We start from the raw sequence: 18,353 nt of genomic DNA, 5'->3' as shown, positions 1-18,353 counted from the left end.
AACCCGCTATCGGCGGCGTCAGTCCGCCGGGGGCTGCCAGATGTCGGTGCGGGTCAGGCCGGCCGCGCGGCCCTTGGCGGAGATGACCAGGGCCATCTTGCGGGACGCCTCGTCGATCATCTCGTCGCCGAGCATCACCGCGCCCCGGGCGCCACCGGCGGCCGACGTGTAGTGGTCGTACGCGTCGAGGATGTTCTCCGCGTGGTCGTAGTCCTCCTGGCGCGGCGAGTACACCTCGTTCGCGGCGGCGATCTGGTCCGGGTGCAGCACCCACTTGCCGTCGAAGCCGAGCGCGGCGGACCGGCCCGCCACCCGGCGGAAGCCGTCCACCTCCTTGATCTGCAGGTACGGCCCGTCGATCGCCTGCTTGCCGTGCGCGCGGGCGGCCATCAGGATCTGCATCAGGATGTAGTGATACGCGTCGCCGACGTCGTACCCGGGCGGCTGCTCGCCGACCACCAGCGACTTCATGTTGATCGACGCCATGAAGTCGGCCGGGCCGAAGATGATCGTCTCCACCCGCGGCGAGGCGGTCGCGATCGCGTTCACGTTGGTCAGGCCGAGCGCGTTCTCGATCTGCGCCTCGATACCGATCCGGCCGGGTTCGTAGCCGTGCACCTTCTCCAGCTGGGTGAGCAGCAGGTCGAGCGCGACCACCTGCTCGGCGGTCTGCACCTTCGGCAGCATGATGCAGTCCAGGTTCGCGCCGGCACCGCCGACCACCTCGATCACGTCGGCGTACGTCCACTCGGTGGTCCAGTCGTTCACCCGGACGACACGGAGCTTGTTCCCCCAGCCGCCCTCGTTCAGCGCGGCGACGATGTTCTTCCGGGCGTCCGGCTTCGCGATCGGCGCGACCGAGTCCTCCAGGTCCAGGAACACCTGGTCCGCGTCCAGCCCCTTCGCCTTGGCGAGGAACCGCGGGTTCGAGCCGGGCGTGGCCAGGCACGACCGCCGACTGCGCAAAACCTGTTCCGTCATCGGGACCTCCACTCGGTTACTCCCCGGTCACCGGCAGCGTACGACCTCCGTCGCCGCTGTCCCGGTGACCGGGCTCACTTCCCTACCGAGTGTGGCCTGATTCACCGCATGGTGACTCCGTACGCGCGGGTGATGGTTTGCTTGATGGTGTTGCCTGCGGCGTCAACACCTTCGGTACGCAGGCTGACGGCGCCTGCACGCTTCGGGTGCTTCAGTACGGCGCTGTACTCGCTGCGGCCGGACCTGGTCGTGCGTACGGACTGCCAGGTCGCACCGTCGTCGTAGCTCACCGACAACTTCAGACTGGTCAGTTCGGGATCGCTACCGAGGTACGAGTGGTGGTAGCCGCTGATGGTGATCTTGTGGTCGCGTCCAGCCGGCAGGGTGTTGTCCAAGCGCAGTCCGAGGTCGTAGCCCAAGTACAGCTGGCTGTTGGCCGCGCAGCTGCCCTTGTCCTTCCCGAGTCGGGTGATGGTGTCCCAAGTGCCGCAGTGCACTCCGTACCCGAGTGGTGGTCGGTACGGGAAGCCGTCGGTCGGTTTGGCCGTGCTGAACGTCCACTCCGAGTCGACGGTCCGCGCCCAGCGCTGCGGCTTGTACGGAGCTGGGTACGTCTCCTTCATGCGGTACTGGCCTGGTGCATCGGGTAGTACGAAGTACGGCACCGCGATCAGTGCGATGAAGAACAGCCAGTAGCCCTCTTCGACCGGGATCTCCTTGCCATCCGGTCCCCACAGCTTGAGCTGCGTTTGCGGCTCGCCACGCAGGATCTCGGTGGAGTAGTACGTCTGCGTACCGCCAGTCAGGCCATCACTGCTCTGGGTGTGCCAAGGCATGAAGATGTTGCCGCTGCGGCACGCCTGGCACAGCTTCCAGGTGTAGTCGTTCATTTCCGGCGTGATGTTCCTCAGGGCGGAGTGCACCAGCGGCTGGGCGCCGTACGTGTCGGTCCGTCGTCCAGCACGCGTCAGCACGTCCGTACGCGACTGGACCCAACCGCTGCGATGGAACGCTTCCATGTCGGCCGGAGCGTCGTACGTGAGGCTGCCGCTTCTGCTGCGCTGTACGTCGTTCTGCATCGGGCCGACGTACTCAGTGAGTACGCCAGGCGCTCGCACTGTCAGTTTCGTCGAGCCGAGACCGCGGCCGTACTTCTTCGCTGTACTCCAGGTGAGCGCGAGCGTGCCCGGTGTATCGGCGTGGTAGCGGCTGTCGAACTGGAACAGGTCACGGGAGCTCACTGTCTTCTGCAGTGCAGGCACCCGGCCTTCTACTGGGTACGACAGCGAGTACACGTACGGGATGGTGGCCTTGCCGACCACCGTGATCATCCGGGGCATCCGCGCGCGTAGTGCATGTCCTTGTTCGGCTGGGATGGTCAGTACGGGAATCGGAACAGCAACGTCATCTGTGAGCAGTGCGCGACCGCGGGCGCCGTACACGATCACACCGACCGCACCGGCCTTCTGCGCGGCCAGTGCACGATCCAGTACGCCGCTCTGACACGTCCACGCCTCTGTAGGACACAGGTCCGATACGTCGAGCAGTACGACCGCGCCGCGTACTGGCGTACCGAAGACGAACGGCAGTGCCTTCGTACCGTCGAAGCGGGCGTCTTCCGCTTCTAGCGTCACGTACTTGGCTTCCAGCGCTCTCCCACCGGAGTACATGGCAACCGGCGGTCTTGCCAGTAGCCGGTCGTCACGCCATAGGAACTGCCCGACGGTCACCTGCTGCGTCGGTGTGGCCCACAAACCCCACTCCTCCTTGTACTGCGACTGCGCGCCGACCCGTAGCGTCCACATCCCGGCAGCAGACGACTGCACCCAACCAACCTGCGTGTCGACCGGCACAGCGGCCTGTGGTGTCCGCGTACTGACTTTGCTGGCTGTCTGCGCGTTGAGTACTACGTTCTGATCGGCGTGCAGATCGACCTGCGGGTTGGTCAGCAGCGTGACTTGTGGGTTGCCTGCCGCGTCACGCCAGTTGATCGACGTCTGGACGCTGTACGTGCCTTCGTCGAGAGTGCCCGCGACACTCTGCTCGCCCGGCGCGTACGCCACGTTGTTGGTGATGTCCAGGTCGTACTGGTCGTCCAGGCGCATGAAGTACCAGGTGTTGTACTGCACGTCGGTCGCACCGGCCGGGAGCTTGATCGACGCAGTCAGCTTGTTCCGTGGCGGCTGCACGTACGCGGCGACCGCGTTACGCAGCTGGGTGTTGCCAGAACGAGCTACGACAGCGCCCTGGTACCAGGTGCCCGGTCCACTCGGGTCGAAGGTGACAGCGACCGGTGCGGAGCCGTTGGCAGGCACAGTTACCGTCGCCGGCACCTTGAGTGCGTTCGGCGGCGCCGTACCTTCGGTCGCCTTGATCGACGCGGTCAGGTTGAGCGTCACCGGCTGGTCGGTCGTGTTGACGTACGTGAGCGTCTTCTCGGCCGGCACGTCGTACGGCCTGGGCAGGATGCCGAAGTCAACGTTGCCGGTGCTGTAGACGCCCTGACTGACCGCACGGGCGACATCGACACGTCCAGAACCCACCTGGTACGCCGTGCCGTCGATCTCCTTGGAGCTGCTGATCAGTGCGCCCTTCAGCTGCTGGCCAGTCCAGTCCGGGTGCTCCTGTGACAGCAGTGCGGCCGCGCCGGCGACGTGCGGAGTAGCCATCGAGGTACCGCTGAGGCTCGTGTACTTGTCGCCGACCAGCGGGCCGAGCGATGTACCGGCCGCACGCGCCGCGACGATGGAAACGCCCGGCGCGGAGATGTCCGGCTTGAGCGCCTGATCCACCCGCCGCGGTCCCTGACTGGAGAACGCGGCCCGCTTGTCCTGCTTGTCGACCGCAGCGACGGTCAGGGCGGCGTCCGCGACACCGGGCGCACCGAGAGTGCCCGCGCTGCCGTCGTTTCCGGCCGCCACCACGAACAGCGTGTGGTACTGCGCGGACAGGTCGTTCACCGCCTGACTCATCGGGTCCGTACCGTCGGTGCAGCAGCCGCCCAGGCTCATACTGATCACCTCGGCGCCCTGCGCGGCCGCCCACTGCATGCCGGCGATGATGTCCGACTCCGACCCACCACCGCTGTTGTCGAGTACCTTGCCGACCAGCAGCGTCGCGTCGGGCGCCACGCCCTTGTACTTGCCGCCGGATGCCGCACCGGAACCGACAATGGTGTCAGCGACGTGCGTACCGTGGCCGTGCTTGTCGGTCGCGTCCTGCCCAGGTACGAAGCTCACGGCCTCGGCAACCTTCCCAGCCAAGTCTGGGTGGGTCTGATCGACACCGGTGTCCAGTACGGCGACCTTCACGCCCTTGCCCGTATAACCGGCCTGCCATGCCGCTGGCGCGCCGATCTGCGGCACGCTGACGTCCAGATTGGCCTGCACCTTGCCGTCGAGCCAGATGCTCGCCACGCCGTCGAGCGACCGGGCGGTCGGAGTGTCCACCGCCGCCCAGAAGCCGGCTGCCTGTGCCTTGCCCAGTGCGACCGCCTCGGAGCGGATGCTGGCCAGTGGCCGTACGCTGCGCGTCCCTGGCAGCGCTGACTTGGCCGTACGACGCTGCAGGATCAGCGGCAGCGTGGCCGACTTGGCGTCGTTGTAGCCGTACTTGGTCAGGTACGCCACGTCGAACAGCCGCTTGTCCAACCGGCCACTGGTGATCAGCCCAGAGGCGTCTGACGGATAGACGTAGTACTGGTCCCCTTGGCGAAGCTGCGTGAAGACAACTGGCCGACCGTTTTCCCTGGGCGCCGCAGCGACTTCGGCGTCGACCGGCGTACCGTCCGCAAGGAACTGGTAGGTAACCCGGTCGCCGGTGATCAGCGTTAGCTGCGTACTCCCGGTCGGCCTTGGTACCTGTGCCACCTCTTGGGCGACCGGCGGCGTCTGCTGCGGCGTACTGGCAGCTCCCGTGGTTGTGGAGCCGAGTAGCAGTGCAAGAGCCGACAGTGCGGCTACTGGGATACGCCATCTGGTCATGGGTGATCTCCTTTGGGCGGACCTGTGCAGACCTTGGCAGGGCGGCGACATGTCCGGAAGCGGTCTGGCCAGGCAGTTCCCGCCAATGGCGGGAACCGGCGATGATCGGTCAGTGCTCGAGCCGCTCGGTCTGAATCGCCAGGAGCAGGACCTGTACGAGGAACTCGTCTCCAGCCGCCCAGTCCTCGCCACCGAGCTCGCAGACCGTTCCGCTGCTCTTGCCCGGCTGATCGAACTGGACCTGGTCACGCTGGTCGACACCAATCCACCCAGGTACGTGGTCCTGCCGCCGGACACTGCGCTGGACCAGCTGGCGCGCCGGCGGGAACGTGAGCTCGCGGACGCGCGCCGGAAGATGGTGGAGCTGACAGTGCGGTTCCACGGCAGTACGACCCGGCGTGAGCCGGCGGACCTGGTCGAAGTCCTGCAGGGCGAACAGATCGCGCAGTCGATGAGCAGACTGCTGCTCGGTGCGCGGCACGAGGTGTGCGGGTGGGACGCGCCGCCGTACCGGGACGACCCCAACCAGGTGAACCAACTGGAGATCGACCAGCTGAAGCGCGGTGTGGCGTTCCGGGTGATCTACGACCGGCGTGGCTCGATGGACCGGCCCGGCCGGTTGGCCGCGCTGATCCAGGGCATCGCGGACGGCGAGCAGGCGCGCGTGGGTGACGTACCGATGAAGCTGATCGTCACGGACGCTCCGATGGCGTTCGTCCCGTACGACGTGCACGCGTCCCGGCATCAGACCGCGCTGCTGATCCACGACCCGGTGCTGGTGTCCGGCTTGGCCGCGTTGTTCGAGTTGTACTGGCGTAAAGCGGTCCCGTTGGCCACGTACGACGGTGGGCCGTCCGCTGATCGCCCGACCGCGTCCGAGCGGGAGCTGCTCGCCCTGCTGATGTCCGGCTTCACCGACAACGAGATGGCCGTACATCTGGGGCTGGGCGAACGGACCATTCGCAAGCACATCGACGGGATGCGGCACCGGCTGGATGCCGACACCCGCTTCCAGGCCGGCTACCAAGCCGTACTGCGCGGCTGGCTGGGCCATCGTGGGTGATCTGACTGCGCTGGGCCTCACCAGAGCCGAGGAGGACGCGTACAGCGCCCTGGTCGCTTCCGGACCTCACCCGTCCGAGAATGCAGTGCTGAACAGCCTGGTCAGCAAAGGGCTGGTCAGTCGAGTAGACGATCACTACGTGGCGGTGGCGCCGGACATCGCGCTGGAAGTGCTGTTGCTTGAACAAGAACGCCGGCTGCGCGACGCCCGCGTACACATCGATGACCTGTCATCCGCGTACCGCACCCACACCGGTACGCCGACTGCGACGATGGTGGAGCTGGTGACAGGTGCAGGCGCCGTACAGCAGCGGATTGAGCAAGTACAGCTGGCTGCACGGACCGAAGTACGACGACTGGTCAAGACGCCGTACCGTGCGCCGGCAAGTCTTCTGCCCGAGTGCAGGACTGTGTACGAGCATGGCGTACTCGATGCACAGGACAACGAAACCGCGCGTGTACTACCTGCGTTGCCGATCAACCTGTACGTCGCGGACGACCGCCTCGCGCTGGTACTGCTGAACGACCGATCCGCTGTCCTGGTGCAACCCTGTGGCCTGTTCGATGCGTACGTCGAACTGTTCGAGGCACTGTGGGAACGGGCGCTGCCCGTGAAGGCTGACGGCGCCGAGACTCTCGTTGCACTACTACTGGCAGGACTGACCGACGAGGCGCTGGCCCGGCAGCTCGGTGTCAGCTCGCGCACCGCGCAACGCAAGATCGCCGCACTGATGCAGGAGCTCGGCGCACGTACCCGCTTCCAGGCCGGCGCACAGACAGCGATGCGAGACCTCGGCTGAGTTGTGTCACGCTTGGGTCGTGAGCATCGAGGAGGCGGTCGCCGAGATCGCCGGCGTGATGAAGAAGGCCGGACTGGTCTGGCTGGCCTGGGACGGCCGGCGCGCTGTCCCGGCCTGGTTCGCCACCGTCGACGGACAGTACGTCGTGCTCGCGGACAGGTCCGACAGCGCGGAGCAGCCGCTACCCGGGCTAGCGACCTCCGGCGCGGTGCAGGTCGTCGTACCCGCCAAACCCGCCATGAACCGGTTGGCGAGCTGGCAGGCGACCGTACGGCGCCTCGAGCCCGGTAGCGAGGAGTGGACGGCTGCGGCGCAGGTGCTGCGGACCGAGCGCCTGAACGCGGCCGGACTGGACACCCAGCTCGAGCGCTGGCGGTCCGAGGCGGACATCCTCGTGCTGGAGCCGACCGGTGAGCTCACCGAGTCGGCCGGGCGGTTCGATGCCACCCCGCGCGCCGAGACGCCGCCGCCGAGCCGGGCAACCACCCGCGGCAAACCGCCGATCACCCTGCACCGCCGGATTCGCCGCCGCCCGAAGCTCAGCTGAGCGTCCTCAGCCAAGACTCCGGTTCGGCGGGTTAGCCTTCGGACATGACCGGATCACCGTCGCGGGTTTACGTCGCTCGGCTGGCCGGGCTGCCCGTGTACGACCCGAACGGCGACCAGGTCGGCAAGATCCGGGACGTCGTCACGATGATGCGCCAGGGCAACCAGCCGCCGCGCGTACTCGGTCTGGTCGTCGAAGTGTTCACCCGGCGCCGCATCTTCCTGCCGATGACCCGGGTCACCTCGGTGGACGTCGGGCACGTCATCACCACCGGTCTGCTCAACATGCGCCGTTTCGAACAGCGAGCGACCGAGGTACTCGTACTGGGCGAGCTGCTCGACCGGACCGTCACCATTGCTGACACCGGCGCGACCGCCGTGGTGTTCGACATGGCCATGGAGCAGTGGCGGACCAGGGACTGGCTGCTGACGAAGGTAGCGGTGCGGGAAGGTTCCAAACGGTTCCGGCGTCGCGGACAGACGCACGTCCTCGACTGGGCTGATGTCAGCGGGTTCACTCAGGTCGAAGAAGGACAGGGGGCAACTCACATCCTCGCCGCGTTCGAGTCGATGCGAGCAGCTGACCTGGCCGGCGTACTGCATGACCTGTCTGCCAAGCGACGCAAGGAGATCGCGGCGGCGCTGGACGACGAGCGGCTGGCCGACGTACTGGAAGAGCTGCCGGAAGACATCCAGGTCGAGATCCTGGCCGGACTGGACACAGAGCGAGCCGCGGACGTACTGGAGGAGATGTCCCCGGACGACGCCGCTGACCTGATCGCGGAGCTGCCAACCGACACAGCGGAACGCCTGCTGACACTGATGGAACCAGATGAAGCAGAAGACGTACGGCGACTGCTGACGTACGAGGAGCACACTGCCGGCGGTCTGATGACGTCAGAGCCGGTCATCCTGCCCGTGGACGCCACAGTGGCAGATGCACTGGCCCACGTACGCAATGCCGACCTGAGCCCCGCACTGGCCGCGATGATCTACGTTTGCCGGCCACCGCTGGAGACACCTACCGGACGGTTCATCGGCATCGGCCACATCCAGCGGCTACTGCGTGAGCCACCGTCAGAACTGGTGTCCGCCGCGTTGGACACCGACCTGGACGGACTCCGCCCGGACGACAGCCTGCAGACCGTCAGCAAGTACCTCGCCACGTACAACCTGGTTGCCGCACCAGTACTGGACGACGAGGGCCGGCTACTCGGCGCGGTGACGGTCGACGACGTACTCGACCATCTGCTCCCCGACGACTGGCGGGAACGCGATCACCTCGAGCCACACGAGCCAGAGCCGCAGGAGGTGGACCACGATGCCACGTGACGACCGCAGCACCGACGACCGCCGCCCGCGGAGCAGTACCACCGATGAGCGCCGGCGGACGTCGGACGAGCGCCGGGTGTTCCGCGGCGCGGCCCGGCTGGACATCCCCCGCGACTGGCGGCGGACGTTCGTACCGCGGCCGACGTACGACGCGGACGCGTTCGGCCGGCTGTCGGAGCGGATCGCGCGGTTCCTCGGCACCGGGCAGTTCCTGGTCTACATGACGGTGACGATCCTGTTCTGGATCGGCTGGAACATCTTCGCCCCGTCGAGCCTGCGCTTCGACCAGTACCCGTTCATCTTCCTGACGCTGGCGCTCAGCCTGCAGGCGTCGTACGCCGCGCCGCTGATCCTGCTCGCCCAGAACCGCCAGGAGGCCCGCGACCGCGTGCAGTACGAGCGGGACCGGGACGTCGACTCCCGGACCCGGGCGGACATGGAGTTCCTGGCCCGCGAGATGGCGTCGCTACGGATGGCGGTCGGCGAGGTCGCCACCCGTGACTTCCTCCGCTCCGAGCTGCGCTCCCTGCTCACCGACCTGGACAGCCGCGAGGACGACCGGGTTTGACCGCGAGCTACCCTCGCTATTGAGGAAGAAGAAGGACGTGGGGATGAAGACTCGATTCGCGCCCGACCGGGGGCTGTCCAGCCGGATGGTGGTCACCAGTTTCCTGCTCGGCCTGCTGTACGTGGGCTTCGTGGCACTGCTGATCGCGCTGACCAGAAGTGCCGTGATCGCGGTGGTGATCGCCGGCGGCATGCTGTTCGTGCAGTACTGGTTCTCCGACCGGATCGCGCTGTACGCGATGCACGGCCGGATCGTCACGCCGGAGGAGGCACCGGAGCTGCACGGCGCGATCGACCGCCTGTGCGCGCTGGCCGACATGCCGAAGCCGCGGGTGGCGATCGCCGACGTGGACCTGCCGAACGCGTTCGCCACCGGGCGTAACCCGAAGAACGCTGTGGTCTGCGTCACCACCGGCATCATGCGCCGCCTGGACCAGGACGAACTGGAGGGCGTGCTGTCGCATGAGCTCTCACACGTCGCGCACCGGGACGTCGCGGTGATGACGATCGCGTCCTTCCTCGGCGTACTGGCCGGCCTGATCACCCGCTTCGGCCTGTACGGCGGCCTGGGCCGGAACCGCGACCAGAACACCGCGGTCATCGTGCTCACCATCATCGCCGTGTCGGTGGCCGTGTACGCGATCTCGTTCCTGCTCACCCGGACCCTGTCCCGCTACCGCGAGCTGGCCGCCGACCGAGCCGGAGCGATGCTCACCGGCAGACCGTCGAGCCTGGCATCCGCCCTGACCAAGATCAGCGGAGACATCGCCCGGATCCCGTCCCGGGACCTGCGCCAGGCGGAGGCCTTCAACGCCTTCTTCTTCGCCCCGGCCCTCTCCGGCAAGGGCGCCAGCCTGTCGAACCTGTTCTCCACCCACCCGACCCTGGAGACACGCCTGGAGCGCCTCGGTACCCTCTCCCGCGAGTTGGGCGAGCAAGCTTAGAGCTATGGGTCTTCTTGACATCCTGCTGGGCAGGAGCAAAGCCGTTCCGCCGAATCTTGATCAGTTGTTCTCGCTTCCGTCGGCCGCGATCACTCTGGAGACCGCGGCCGACTACCGCCCGACCGGTAGTGGCTCGGTCTGTTTCAAGGCAGCCGAGGGCGGTGGCTTCTCCACGCTGCGCGACGAGGTCGACAAGCTGCTGGCTTTGGACAACGGCAAGTTCACCAGTACGACCGACTCGTACGGGTTCACCTGGCTGGTACGCGAAACCGCACCGGACGACCTGGAGACACTGGTCACCGACCTGCACGCGGTGAACACGTCCCTGGTCGACGCCGGCTTCGGCACCGCGCTGCTCTGCACCCTCGTCACATTCACCAACGGCAGCCAGACCATGGGCTTGGTGTACCTGTACAAACGCGGCTCCTGGTACCCGTTCGTACCGGTCGGCACCGACCGCCGCGACAACGCCGCCGAACTCCAGATCAAGTCGGTGGTCGGCGCGGACCTCCGCTTCGAACCCGACCTCTCCCGCTGGTTCCCCATCTACGGCGCCCCCGGCCTGTAACCCGTACGCGAACCCCCGCTCCACCCCAAGGCCATTTGAGTGGTGAACCCCCGAACGTGCCCCTTCACCCCTCGCATGCGGCCGGTGAACAGGCAACCAGACACGTTAACCACTCAAATGGTCTCTGCGCCGACAGCGTTGGCTGGGGTTAGGTTTGCCTTGGCGGACGTACGTCACATGGACCGTGGTCCGGCGCGGGGCGGGGACCACGTAGCCTTGGGGCATGGCTGCCACTGCTGAGCAGGTGACCGCAGCGCTCGGTGGAGTGCTGGATCCCGAGATCAAGAAGCCGATCACGGACCTGGGGATGGTCGAATCCGTTCTGGTTCGGGACGACGGCGTGGTCGCCGTACGCGTGCTGCTGACCGTCGCCGGGTGCCCGATGAAGGACACGCTGCGGCGCGACGTCACCGCCGCGGTGAGCAAACTCGACGGCGTCACCGGGGTCGAGATCGACCTCGGGGTGATGTCCGCCGAGCAGCGCTCCGCCCTGCAGACCCAGCTCCGCGGCGGCGTCGCGGAGAAGGAGATCCCGTTCTCCCGGGCCGACTCGCTGACCAAGGTGTTCGCGATCGCGTCCGGCAAGGGCGGCGTCGGCAAGTCGTCCGTGACGGTCAACCTGGCGGTCGCGATGGCGCGCCAGGGGCTCTCGGTCGGCGTCCTCGACGCGGACATCTACGGGCACTCGGTGCCGGCCATGCTCGGTGTCGCGGACGAGCGGCCGACCGCTGTCGACGACATGATCATGCCGGTCCCGGCGCACGGCCTGAAGGTGATCTCGATCGGCATGCTGAAGCCGAAGCGCGATCAGGTGGTCGCGTGGCGCGGCCCGATCCTGGACCGGGCGCTGGTCCAGATGCTCGCCGACGTGTACTGGGGCGATCTCGACGTACTGCTGCTGGACCTGCCGCCGGGAACCGGGGACATCGCGATCTCGGTCGGTCAGCGGCTCACCAGCGCCGAGGTGATCGTGGTGACGACGCCGCAGGAGGCCGCCGCCGAGGTGGCCGAGCGGGCCGGCACGATGGCGCAGATGGTGCACCAGCGGGTCGCGGGCGTGATCGAGAACATGTCGTTCCTGCCCTGCCCGCACTGCGGCCCGGAACACCGGATCGAGATCTTCGGCTCGGGTGGCGGTACGCGCGTGGCGGAAACGCTGTCGGCGCGGCTCGGGTACGCGATCCCGCTCCTGGGCGAGATCCCGCTCGACGAGCGCCTACGCTCCGGCGGCGACCTCGGCCAACCCCTCGCCGGCGCCGACCCAGAAGCCCCCGCAGCCCAGATCCTCGCCAAAATCGCCACCACCCTCGGCGGCAAACCCCGCGGCCTACTAGGCCGCCAACTAGGCCTCTCCCCCGTCGGCCGCTGAGCCGTCGCCGATCGGCCGCTGAGCCGTCGCCGATCGGCCGCTGAGCCGTCGCCGATCGGCCGCTGAGCTGTCGCCGATCGCGGCCCATTTCCAGGTCATCGTCGGGCCAGCCGGCGACCTCGGCGACGCTGCGGTCGGGGCTCATCCTGGTCCCGCCTGCCGATCGGCTAGTCGGCGGGCGCCGAGGCCTAGTCGGCGGAGATCGAAGCGGCAGGCGTGGACTCCGTGGGGGTTGACCAGATTGGGCGGAGTGGGGCGAGGCCTTGCTCGACGTAGTCGGCGATCGGGCGTACGCCGTCCTCTTGGTACCACTGCTCGAGCGCGGAGAAGTACCCGAAGACCAGCGCGTTCGCGGCGACGCGAGCCTGGGTCGGGGTCAGTTGACCGCTGATCATCAACGGCGCGATCCGCTGACTCGCGCGATCCAGCGAGGCAAGAAACGCCGTCCGCACCGAGGGTTCCTTGAAGAAGTACCGCACCCGCCGATACGAAACCGGCTCAGCACCACCCGCCCGCCGCCGATCACCACCCGCCACCGCCGGCACCTGATCATCCGACAAGTCCGGCACGTGATCCCCCGGCGAGGCCGGCGCCCGACCACCAGGCACCACCTGATCCCCCAGAGGAGCCGGCGCCCGACCACCAGGCGCGGCCGGATCACCCGGTGAAGCCGGCATCTGATCACCCGGTTGGGCTGGAGCTTGATTGCCTGGTGCGGGCTCGGGGCTTCCACCTTCTAATCCGTTGGTCGCAGGTTCGACCTGTTCGTACGCGCGGACGATCCGGATCATGCTGCCTACCGGGTCGTTGACGTCGAGCAGTTCCTCCAGTGCCTGCTGGCTCATCGTGTCGAACTCGTCGGCGACGATCAGCCCCTCCTTCGTCCTGAAGTACCGGTACACCGACGACGGTGAGACCTCCGCCGCGGCGGCGATCTCCTCGATCGTCACCGCGTCGAACCCGCGCTCGTCGAACAGATCCAGCGCGCGCTCCTGAATCGTCCGCCGCGCCTTCACCCGCCAGCGTTCCCGCAACCCGGTAGCCATACCCGCACCTTACGAGACAGCAACACGCTTCAGCAAGTGACTGTCTAAAACTCTTGACGCCCGCGGCACGCCGTTTGTACAGTCACTTGCATGAGAAAGTCACTTTCTAAAAGAGCAACTCCGTTGATCGCCGTCGCGCTCTCCCTGGCGCCGGCGGTGGCCGCGATCGCCGATCAGGCCGGTGGCCGAAGCCTGTTCAACCACGCCTCGTCGGCGTACGCCGCGTACGGCAAGACCATCACTTCAGGCACCGTCTACGGCCTCATGTACGGCGTCGCTGCCTTCAACCTGCTGCTTTGGCTGCTGGTGGTCGCGCTCGCCCGTACGCCGCGCCTAATCGCCGCCGGCGCCGCCGTGACAGCTGTCCTACTCACCATCACGGCCGCCCTCGCGCTCCTACTCGTCACCGAGTACGGCGTGCACCCGTTCCCACCCCTGTGGGGCATCCTCGCCCTACTCCCAGCCACAGCCGGCGCCCTCGCGGTCGCAGCACTCGCCCGCCCGCCCCTTCCTGCTTGAGCGTATCCATCGCGGCGGCCCGAGCTGGGAGGTTTTCCACAGGGGTCAGGTGGATTCGGGGTCGTACGGGGGTTTGGCGCCGGCGGGGAGGCGTTGGGCCGGGGTGTCGGTGAACTCGGTGGACGAGGGTTCGTCGTCGTCCATCGGGTCGAGGAGGTGTTTGCGGACGAAGTTCTTGGGGTTCAGGTCCTGCAGCTCGAGGTCCGCGTACTCGGGGCCGAGCTCGTTGCGGAGGTCGTTCTGGGCGTTGTTGACCATCTGGCGGACCTGGCGGAGCAGCCGGCCGGCCGTCCGCGCGAACTCCGGCAGGCGATCGGGGCCGAAGACGAGCACGGCGACGATCGCGATCACGACCAGTTCCAATGGCCCGATGCCGAACATGGCCTCACCCTCCTGTACTTGCCCCGGACGCCGACAAGGGTATCTCGACAATCCAGCTTATGCGTCAGCCGATTTGCTGGGCGAGAGTTACGGTCGCCGTCCGGGCGCGGCCGCCGCGTTCGTACGCGAGGCGGACGGCCTGGCCGGGCTGGTAGGTGCGGATCGCGACGATCAGTACTTCCGCGCTGTCCACCGGCTGGTTGTTGATCGCGGTGACCACGTCACCGACCCGCAGACCGGCGCGCGCGGCCGGCGAACCGGTGCTCACCGCGCTGACCCGCGCACCACCTTCGAACTGCATGTCGACGCTGGCCCCGATCACCGGGTACGACGCCTTGCCGTTGGCGATCAGCTGCTGGGCGGTCCGCCGGGCCTGGTCGATCGGGATCGCGAACCCGAGCCCGATGCTCCCGCTCTGTCCTTCACCCGCGCCGGGTACGGTCGCGATCGCGGAGTTGACGCCGATCACCCGCGCGTTCATGTCCACCAGCGGGCCACCGGAGTTGCCCGGATTGATCGCCGCGTCGGTCTGCAGCGCGCTGATGTACGACGCCTGGTCCACCGAATCGCCGGTGGTCACCGGACGGTTCTTCGCGGAGATGATGCCGGACGTGACCGTACCGGCCAGGCCGAGTGGTGAACCGATCGCGACCACGTCCTGCCCGACCACGGCCTGCTCCGACCGGCCGAGCTGCACCGACGGCGCATCCAGCCCGGCCACCTGTACGACGGCCAGGTCGTACGCGGGTGAGCGGCCGACCAGTCGCGCGGTCGCGGTCTTGTTGCCGTTGGTGACGACCTGGATCGAACCGCCCTTGGCGGCCGCGGCGACGACGTGGTTGTTGGTCAGGATGTGGCCGACGTTGTCGATAACGAACCCGGAGCCGGTCGCGTCGGAGTTGTCCGAGCCCTGCACCTTCAGCTGCACGACGCTCGGTAGGAGTGCCGCGGCGACGGCGGAGACCGAGCCGGTACGGATCTTGGGGTCGGCGCCGTTGCCCACCGGCGGGTCGGGCTGTTCGGTGACGGGTGGGTTGTTGCCGCCGAGTGCGACCACGGCGGTGGCGGCGCCGGCGCCGGCCAGGACGCCGATGACGAGAGCTACCAGGGCGGCGATCGCGACTACGCGGTTCACCTTCGGGGGTTCCGCGGAGTACGAGCGGGCCTGCTGCTGGTGCCAGTCCGCTGGTGGGGGCGGTGTGTACATCGGGCGGTACTGCGGTTGTTCGGTCGGCCAGGCTTGCCCGGGGTAGATCGGGCGGAAGCGCGGTTCCTGCGGGTCAGGCTGGCCGAAACTGCGCTGGGTGGTGGAGCGCCCGCCGGTGGTCTGCCGGTAGGCGGCGTCCGAACCGGGCGCCCGCAGCGGGAACGCGCCGGCACCGGGCGCCGGCGGAGTCAACCCACTCAAAGGAGCAGCGCCAGGCGCTGTGAAGGAGTCGGCGGGAGTGGCGGTGCCAGGGCTCACAGGGGCAGCGGTGGATGAGCCGGGGGCAGCGGGTGCGGGAGGGGTAGCGGTGGGGGGCGTGGGTGAGCCGGGGGGCGGGTCCGAAGCGGGGTTCGGGGGTGCCGGGGTGGGAACTGTCGGCTCGGCGTCGTCGTTCACGGTGCCCCGCCTCACGTCGTCGTGGTCGTCGGTCGGAGGCCCGGCCGGGGAACAACCGGAGGGGCATCCAGATCGATTATCCCAGCTTCGGCGAAAGTGCACCCATCGGAGTGAGCCAGGTCGCGATTTTGGCCAGCCCGGTCCCCAGCCGCTGGATCGCGGTCAGCTGGATCGGCTGTTCGTGCGGGAACGCCCGAACCACCTGACCGAGCTGCTCCGCGGGCAGGTCACCGATCAGCGTGTACACGATCCCACCGGAAGACCAGACCACGTACGACGGCATTCCGTACCGTACGTACACACCTGGACTGTCCGTAGTGCTGAACCCCGCGACCGCGGCCGGGTCGAGTGCACCGCGCTGCTCGAACAGCGACACGTTGAACAGCCCGTCCGAGTACGAGAACTGCAGTGACCCGTTGCTGGTGTCCTGGTGTACGTCGTACAACGTCAGCGACGCCGGCAGGTCCGGTGCGCAAACCCAGCCTTGTGAACGCAGCTTGTCGACCTTGCCCAAGCCCACTGACTCCACGCCGTTCGGCAGCATCGGTGGCAAGTGACCGAGGAACTCCGAGCTCTCGATCTCCAACTCAGTGAACACTGTCGCCCGCACCATCGTCTTGCCGTCCGCACTGAACAGCTGGCGCTGCAGCAACAACCCAGTCGCCTTGTCGATCCAGAACCGAGCCGCCAGCGTCTGGTCGTCCCGTAGCGCCTCCACTTGTACTGCAGGCCGGCCGATCAGGTCCGTACAGCACTTGTCGACCAGCTGGTACGTGGACTGCAGCAACGCTAATGGTCCGCCGTCAATGGCCGCACCGGTCGTCGTAGCGCGCTGCACGAACGCCTTCGCGCCAGGCGCGGACGAACCGACCACGCTGATCTCCGACCCCTGCGACGCCGCGTGCACGATGTTGAACATCGCCGAGCTGGCGCCCTGCGGTCCCCAGGCGGTGATGATCTGGGTGCCGTGGTACGACACCTGGTTCGGCGCGGCGGCGGCCTTACGCAGCCAGCTGACCGCGCTCGGCGAGTCCGGTTTCGAACCGAGCGGCAGGAGCGGCGCGGCGCCGGCGGGCAAGGGCAGGCCGAAGCCGATCAGGGCAGTGCTGACCAGGACGGCGAGCCGGGTGAGGCTCACCGGTCAGCGTCCGGTCAGAGCCACCGGGCCGAGCGTGGAACCCGGCCTCGAACCCACCGGAACCGAGCCCAGGGCCGGACTCGAGCCCAAAGCCGAACCCAGCGTCGGGCTCAGCCCCGCGTACCCGCCGCCCGTGTACGAGCTCAGCACCGCGACCGGGTCGGCGAACGGCGCTCCCCCGGTAGTAGTCGCATGGTCGGAGGAGAAGCTGGCCACCGGCGGCTGCAGCGTCGGCGGCTGCTCCGAGCGGGCCGGGTCGCCGATGACGAAGGCCGTCCCGAGCAGGGAGGCGACCGCGGCTGCTGAGCCGGCAGCACCCAGCACACCGGTACGGCGCCGGGAGCGGACGCCACGCCCGGCGCCCGGCCGAGTGCCACCTGTACGCCCGGCCGGGAACGCGGACCGCTGTGGGAAGAGGCTGACCGCCGGTGTGAGCACCGGGCGGACCTCCTCCCGTGGCTCGGTCGAGAACGACGAGACACCCATCAGGCGCTGCATCAGGTCAGTGGACGGATCAGGTGACTCCACCGCCGACATCCGCGCCTTCAGGCGGCGCTGCGCGTCCACCTCGGCCCGGCAGCTGTCACAGCCCACCAGATGCACCAGCACCCGGTCCCGGGAGTCGTGGTCCAGCGCGCCGTCGACGACAGCGCTCAGCTTGTCCAGCGGGTGCGTCATCGGAGGTCACCGCCGTCGAACAGGCCATCGGTGGCCGGACCGTCGGTGGGCGGGCCGCCGACACGGGTCTGGCCGGACCGCGGGGCCCGGTGCTCCAGGTGCTTGCGCAGCATCGACCGGCCGCGGTGGATGCGGCTGCGGACCGTGCCGAGCTTCACGTCCAGGACATCGGCGATCTCGTCGTACGTCATGCCCTCGATGTCGCACAGCACCACGGCCGCGCGGAAGTCCTCCGGCAGCGCGTCGAGCGCGTCCTGGACGTCGTGGTCGAACAGGTCCGAGTCCAGCTTCTCGGCCGGGCCCTCGCCCTTGGCGGGCAGCCGGTCGTGCGCGTCCTCGGGCAGGCCGTCGAAGCGGATCCGCTGCTTGCGGCGGGCGCCGTCGAGGAAGAGGTTCGTGGTGATCCGGTACAGCCAGCCCTCGAACGTCCCCGGCGTGTACGAGGACAGCGACCGGAAGACCCGGACGAAGACCTCCTGGGTCAGGTCCTCGGCGTCGTGCTTGTTACCGGTCAGGCGGTAGGCCAGCCGATAGACGCGGGCGGAGTGGTTCCGGACGATCTCGTCCCAGGACGGCAGCGCTTCGGGAAGGGCCTCGGCCGCCGGTTGGGTCGCGGGCACCGTCGAGGTGCTGAACGGCTTCACCGCAACGCCTCCCTGGGTCCTCTCGGCAATGAGCGTGAAGGCCATGGTGCCGCGGTCACCGTCCTTTTCGCACGTCGGGAGAACCCGGGAAAGACCCTGAGTTCGTCGTACGTCGGCTCAACGCGGCGCTCCGGCCGGAAGTTCCCGGCCGGTGCCCTCACCGGTAAAGACGCGCGGACGGCCATTTCGGTT

At 67.9% G+C, this 18,353-nt stretch carries 17 protein-coding genes; 9 read left to right on the top strand and 8 right to left on the bottom strand.

Features of this window, described 5'->3' with window-relative positions; all coding sequences use genetic code 11:
* Nucleotides 1-18 precede the first annotated feature (18 nt).
* Nucleotides 19-981, bottom strand: coding sequence for an HpcH/HpaI aldolase/citrate lyase family protein (locus tag HDA44_RS34455; protein WP_184841719.1), 963 nt, complete (start codon nt 979-981; stop codon nt 19-21).
* Between the two features lie 101 nt (nt 982-1,082).
* Complete coding sequence (locus HDA44_RS34450) at nt 1,083-4,964, bottom strand: S8 family peptidase (protein WP_184841717.1); 3,882 nt, start codon at nt 4,962-4,964, stop codon at nt 1,083-1,085.
* A gap of 112 nt (nt 4,965-5,076) precedes the next feature.
* Here HDA44_RS34450 and HDA44_RS38795 point away from each other — a divergent pair, with 112 nt between their 5' ends.
* The 8 genes from HDA44_RS38795 (at nt 5,077) to HDA44_RS34410 (ending at nt 12,152) form a co-directional block, all read left to right on the top strand.
* Nucleotides 5,077-6,027 (top strand): LuxR C-terminal-related transcriptional regulator, encoded by a 951-nt coding sequence (locus tag HDA44_RS38795; protein WP_184841715.1) that lies wholly within the window; start codon nt 5,077-5,079, stop codon nt 6,025-6,027.
* Nucleotides 6,020-6,826, top strand: coding sequence for a hypothetical protein (locus HDA44_RS34440; RefSeq protein ID WP_184841713.1), 807 nt, complete (start codon nt 6,020-6,022; stop codon nt 6,824-6,826). Before HDA44_RS38795 ends, HDA44_RS34440 begins: the two co-directional genes overlap by 8 nt.
* Nucleotides 6,827-6,845: 19 nt before the next feature.
* A complete protein-coding gene (locus tag HDA44_RS34435) occupies nt 6,846-7,373 on the top strand; it encodes a hypothetical protein (RefSeq protein WP_184841711.1) in 528 nt (175 codons plus the stop codon).
* Nucleotides 7,374-7,417: 44 nt separating this feature from the next.
* A complete protein-coding gene (locus tag HDA44_RS34430) occupies nt 7,418-8,704 on the top strand; it encodes a magnesium transporter MgtE N-terminal domain-containing protein (protein WP_184841709.1) in 1,287 nt (428 codons plus the stop codon).
* Nucleotides 8,694-9,272 carry a DUF1003 domain-containing protein gene (locus HDA44_RS34425; RefSeq protein WP_184841701.1) on the top strand — a complete coding sequence of 193 codons (579 nt, stop codon included), beginning with the start codon at nt 8,694-8,696 and terminating at the stop codon, nt 9,270-9,272. Before HDA44_RS34430 ends, HDA44_RS34425 begins: the two co-directional genes overlap by 11 nt.
* A gap of 43 nt (nt 9,273-9,315) precedes the next feature.
* A complete protein-coding gene (gene htpX / locus HDA44_RS34420; protein WP_184841699.1) occupies nt 9,316-10,215 on the top strand; it encodes a zinc metalloprotease HtpX in 900 nt (299 codons plus the stop codon).
* Between the two features lie 4 nt (nt 10,216-10,219).
* On the top strand, nt 10,220-10,783 hold the full coding sequence (gene pspAB, locus HDA44_RS34415) for a PspA-associated protein PspAB (RefSeq protein WP_184841697.1): 564 nt from the start codon (nt 10,220-10,222) through the stop codon (nt 10,781-10,783).
* A 223-nt stretch (nt 10,784-11,006) separates the two neighbouring features.
* Nucleotides 11,007-12,152, top strand: a complete 1,146-nt coding sequence (locus HDA44_RS34410) for an Mrp/NBP35 family ATP-binding protein (RefSeq protein WP_184841695.1) — start codon at nt 11,007-11,009, stop codon at nt 12,150-12,152.
* A 188-nt stretch (nt 12,153-12,340) separates the two neighbouring features.
* Here HDA44_RS34410 and HDA44_RS38320 read toward each other — a convergent pair whose 3' ends face one another.
* Nucleotides 12,341-13,198 carry a TetR/AcrR family transcriptional regulator gene (locus tag HDA44_RS38320; RefSeq protein WP_202887723.1) on the bottom strand — a complete coding sequence of 286 codons (858 nt, stop codon included), beginning with the start codon at nt 13,196-13,198 and terminating at the stop codon, nt 12,341-12,343.
* Nucleotides 13,199-13,321: 123 nt separating this feature from the next.
* Here HDA44_RS38320 and HDA44_RS34400 point away from each other — a divergent pair, with 123 nt between their 5' ends.
* Nucleotides 13,322-13,717, top strand: a complete 396-nt coding sequence (locus HDA44_RS34400) for a hypothetical protein (protein ID WP_184841693.1) — start codon at nt 13,322-13,324, stop codon at nt 13,715-13,717.
* Between the two features lie 45 nt (nt 13,718-13,762).
* Here HDA44_RS34400 and HDA44_RS34395 read toward each other — a convergent pair whose 3' ends face one another.
* From HDA44_RS34395 to sigE, 5 genes are all read right to left on the bottom strand, one after another.
* Nucleotides 13,763-14,098: a sec-independent translocase gene (locus tag HDA44_RS34395; RefSeq protein ID WP_184841691.1), complete on the bottom strand. Its 336-nt coding sequence runs from the start codon at nt 14,096-14,098 to the stop codon at nt 13,763-13,765.
* Between the two features lie 64 nt (nt 14,099-14,162).
* Nucleotides 14,163-15,506 (bottom strand): S1C family serine protease, encoded by a 1,344-nt coding sequence (locus HDA44_RS34390; RefSeq protein ID WP_184841689.1) that lies wholly within the window; start codon nt 15,504-15,506, stop codon nt 14,163-14,165.
* A gap of 271 nt (nt 15,507-15,777) precedes the next feature.
* A complete protein-coding gene (locus HDA44_RS34385; protein ID WP_184841687.1) occupies nt 15,778-16,839 on the bottom strand; it encodes a sigma-E factor regulatory protein RseB domain-containing protein in 1,062 nt (353 codons plus the stop codon).
* 3 nt (nt 16,840-16,842) lie between these two features.
* Nucleotides 16,843-17,517, bottom strand: coding sequence for an anti-sigma factor family protein (locus HDA44_RS34380; protein ID WP_184841685.1), 675 nt, complete (start codon nt 17,515-17,517; stop codon nt 16,843-16,845).
* Nucleotides 17,514-18,206, bottom strand: a complete 693-nt coding sequence (gene sigE, locus HDA44_RS34375; protein WP_184841683.1) for an RNA polymerase sigma factor SigE — start codon at nt 18,204-18,206, stop codon at nt 17,514-17,516. Before sigE ends, HDA44_RS34380 begins: the two co-directional genes overlap by 4 nt.
* Nucleotides 18,207-18,353 lie beyond the last annotated feature (147 nt).

This window comes from Kribbella solani (assembly GCF_014205295.1).
Classification (GTDB): Bacteria; Actinomycetota; Actinomycetes; order Propionibacteriales; family Kribbellaceae; genus Kribbella; species Kribbella solani.
The sequence above is the reverse complement of the archived record's forward strand: the minus strand, read 5'-3'. Positions and strand labels throughout refer to the sequence as shown.

What these genes read in the sequence shown, in the direction of transcription:
- HDA44_RS34455 (WP_184841719.1), bottom strand. Translation starts at nt 981, where the DNA reads ATGACGGAACAGGTTTTGCGCAGTCGGCGGTCGTGCCTGGCCACGCCC.
- HDA44_RS34450 (WP_184841717.1), bottom strand. Translation starts at nt 4,964, where the DNA reads ATGACCAGATGGCGTATCCCAGTAGCCGCACTGTCGGCTCTTGCACTG.
- HDA44_RS34430 (WP_184841709.1), top strand. Translation starts at nt 7,418, where the DNA reads ATGACCGGATCACCGTCGCGGGTTTACGTCGCTCGGCTGGCCGGGCTG.
- HDA44_RS34425 (WP_184841701.1), top strand. Translation starts at nt 8,694, where the DNA reads ATGCCACGTGACGACCGCAGCACCGACGACCGCCGCCCGCGGAGCAGT.
- htpX (WP_184841699.1), top strand. Translation starts at nt 9,316, where the DNA reads ATGAAGACTCGATTCGCGCCCGACCGGGGGCTGTCCAGCCGGATGGTG.
- pspAB (WP_184841697.1), top strand. Translation starts at nt 10,220, where the DNA reads ATGGGTCTTCTTGACATCCTGCTGGGCAGGAGCAAAGCCGTTCCGCCG.
- HDA44_RS34410 (WP_184841695.1), top strand. Translation starts at nt 11,007, where the DNA reads ATGGCTGCCACTGCTGAGCAGGTGACCGCAGCGCTCGGTGGAGTGCTG.
- HDA44_RS38320 (WP_202887723.1), bottom strand. Translation starts at nt 13,198, where the DNA reads ATGGCTACCGGGTTGCGGGAACGCTGGCGGGTGAAGGCGCGGCGGACG.
- HDA44_RS34395 (WP_184841691.1), bottom strand. Translation starts at nt 14,098, where the DNA reads ATGTTCGGCATCGGGCCATTGGAACTGGTCGTGATCGCGATCGTCGCC.
- HDA44_RS34380 (WP_184841685.1), bottom strand. Translation starts at nt 17,517, where the DNA reads ATGACGCACCCGCTGGACAAGCTGAGCGCTGTCGTCGACGGCGCGCTG.
- sigE (WP_184841683.1), bottom strand. Translation starts at nt 18,206, where the DNA reads ATGGCCTTCACGCTCATTGCCGAGAGGACCCAGGGAGGCGTTGCGGTG.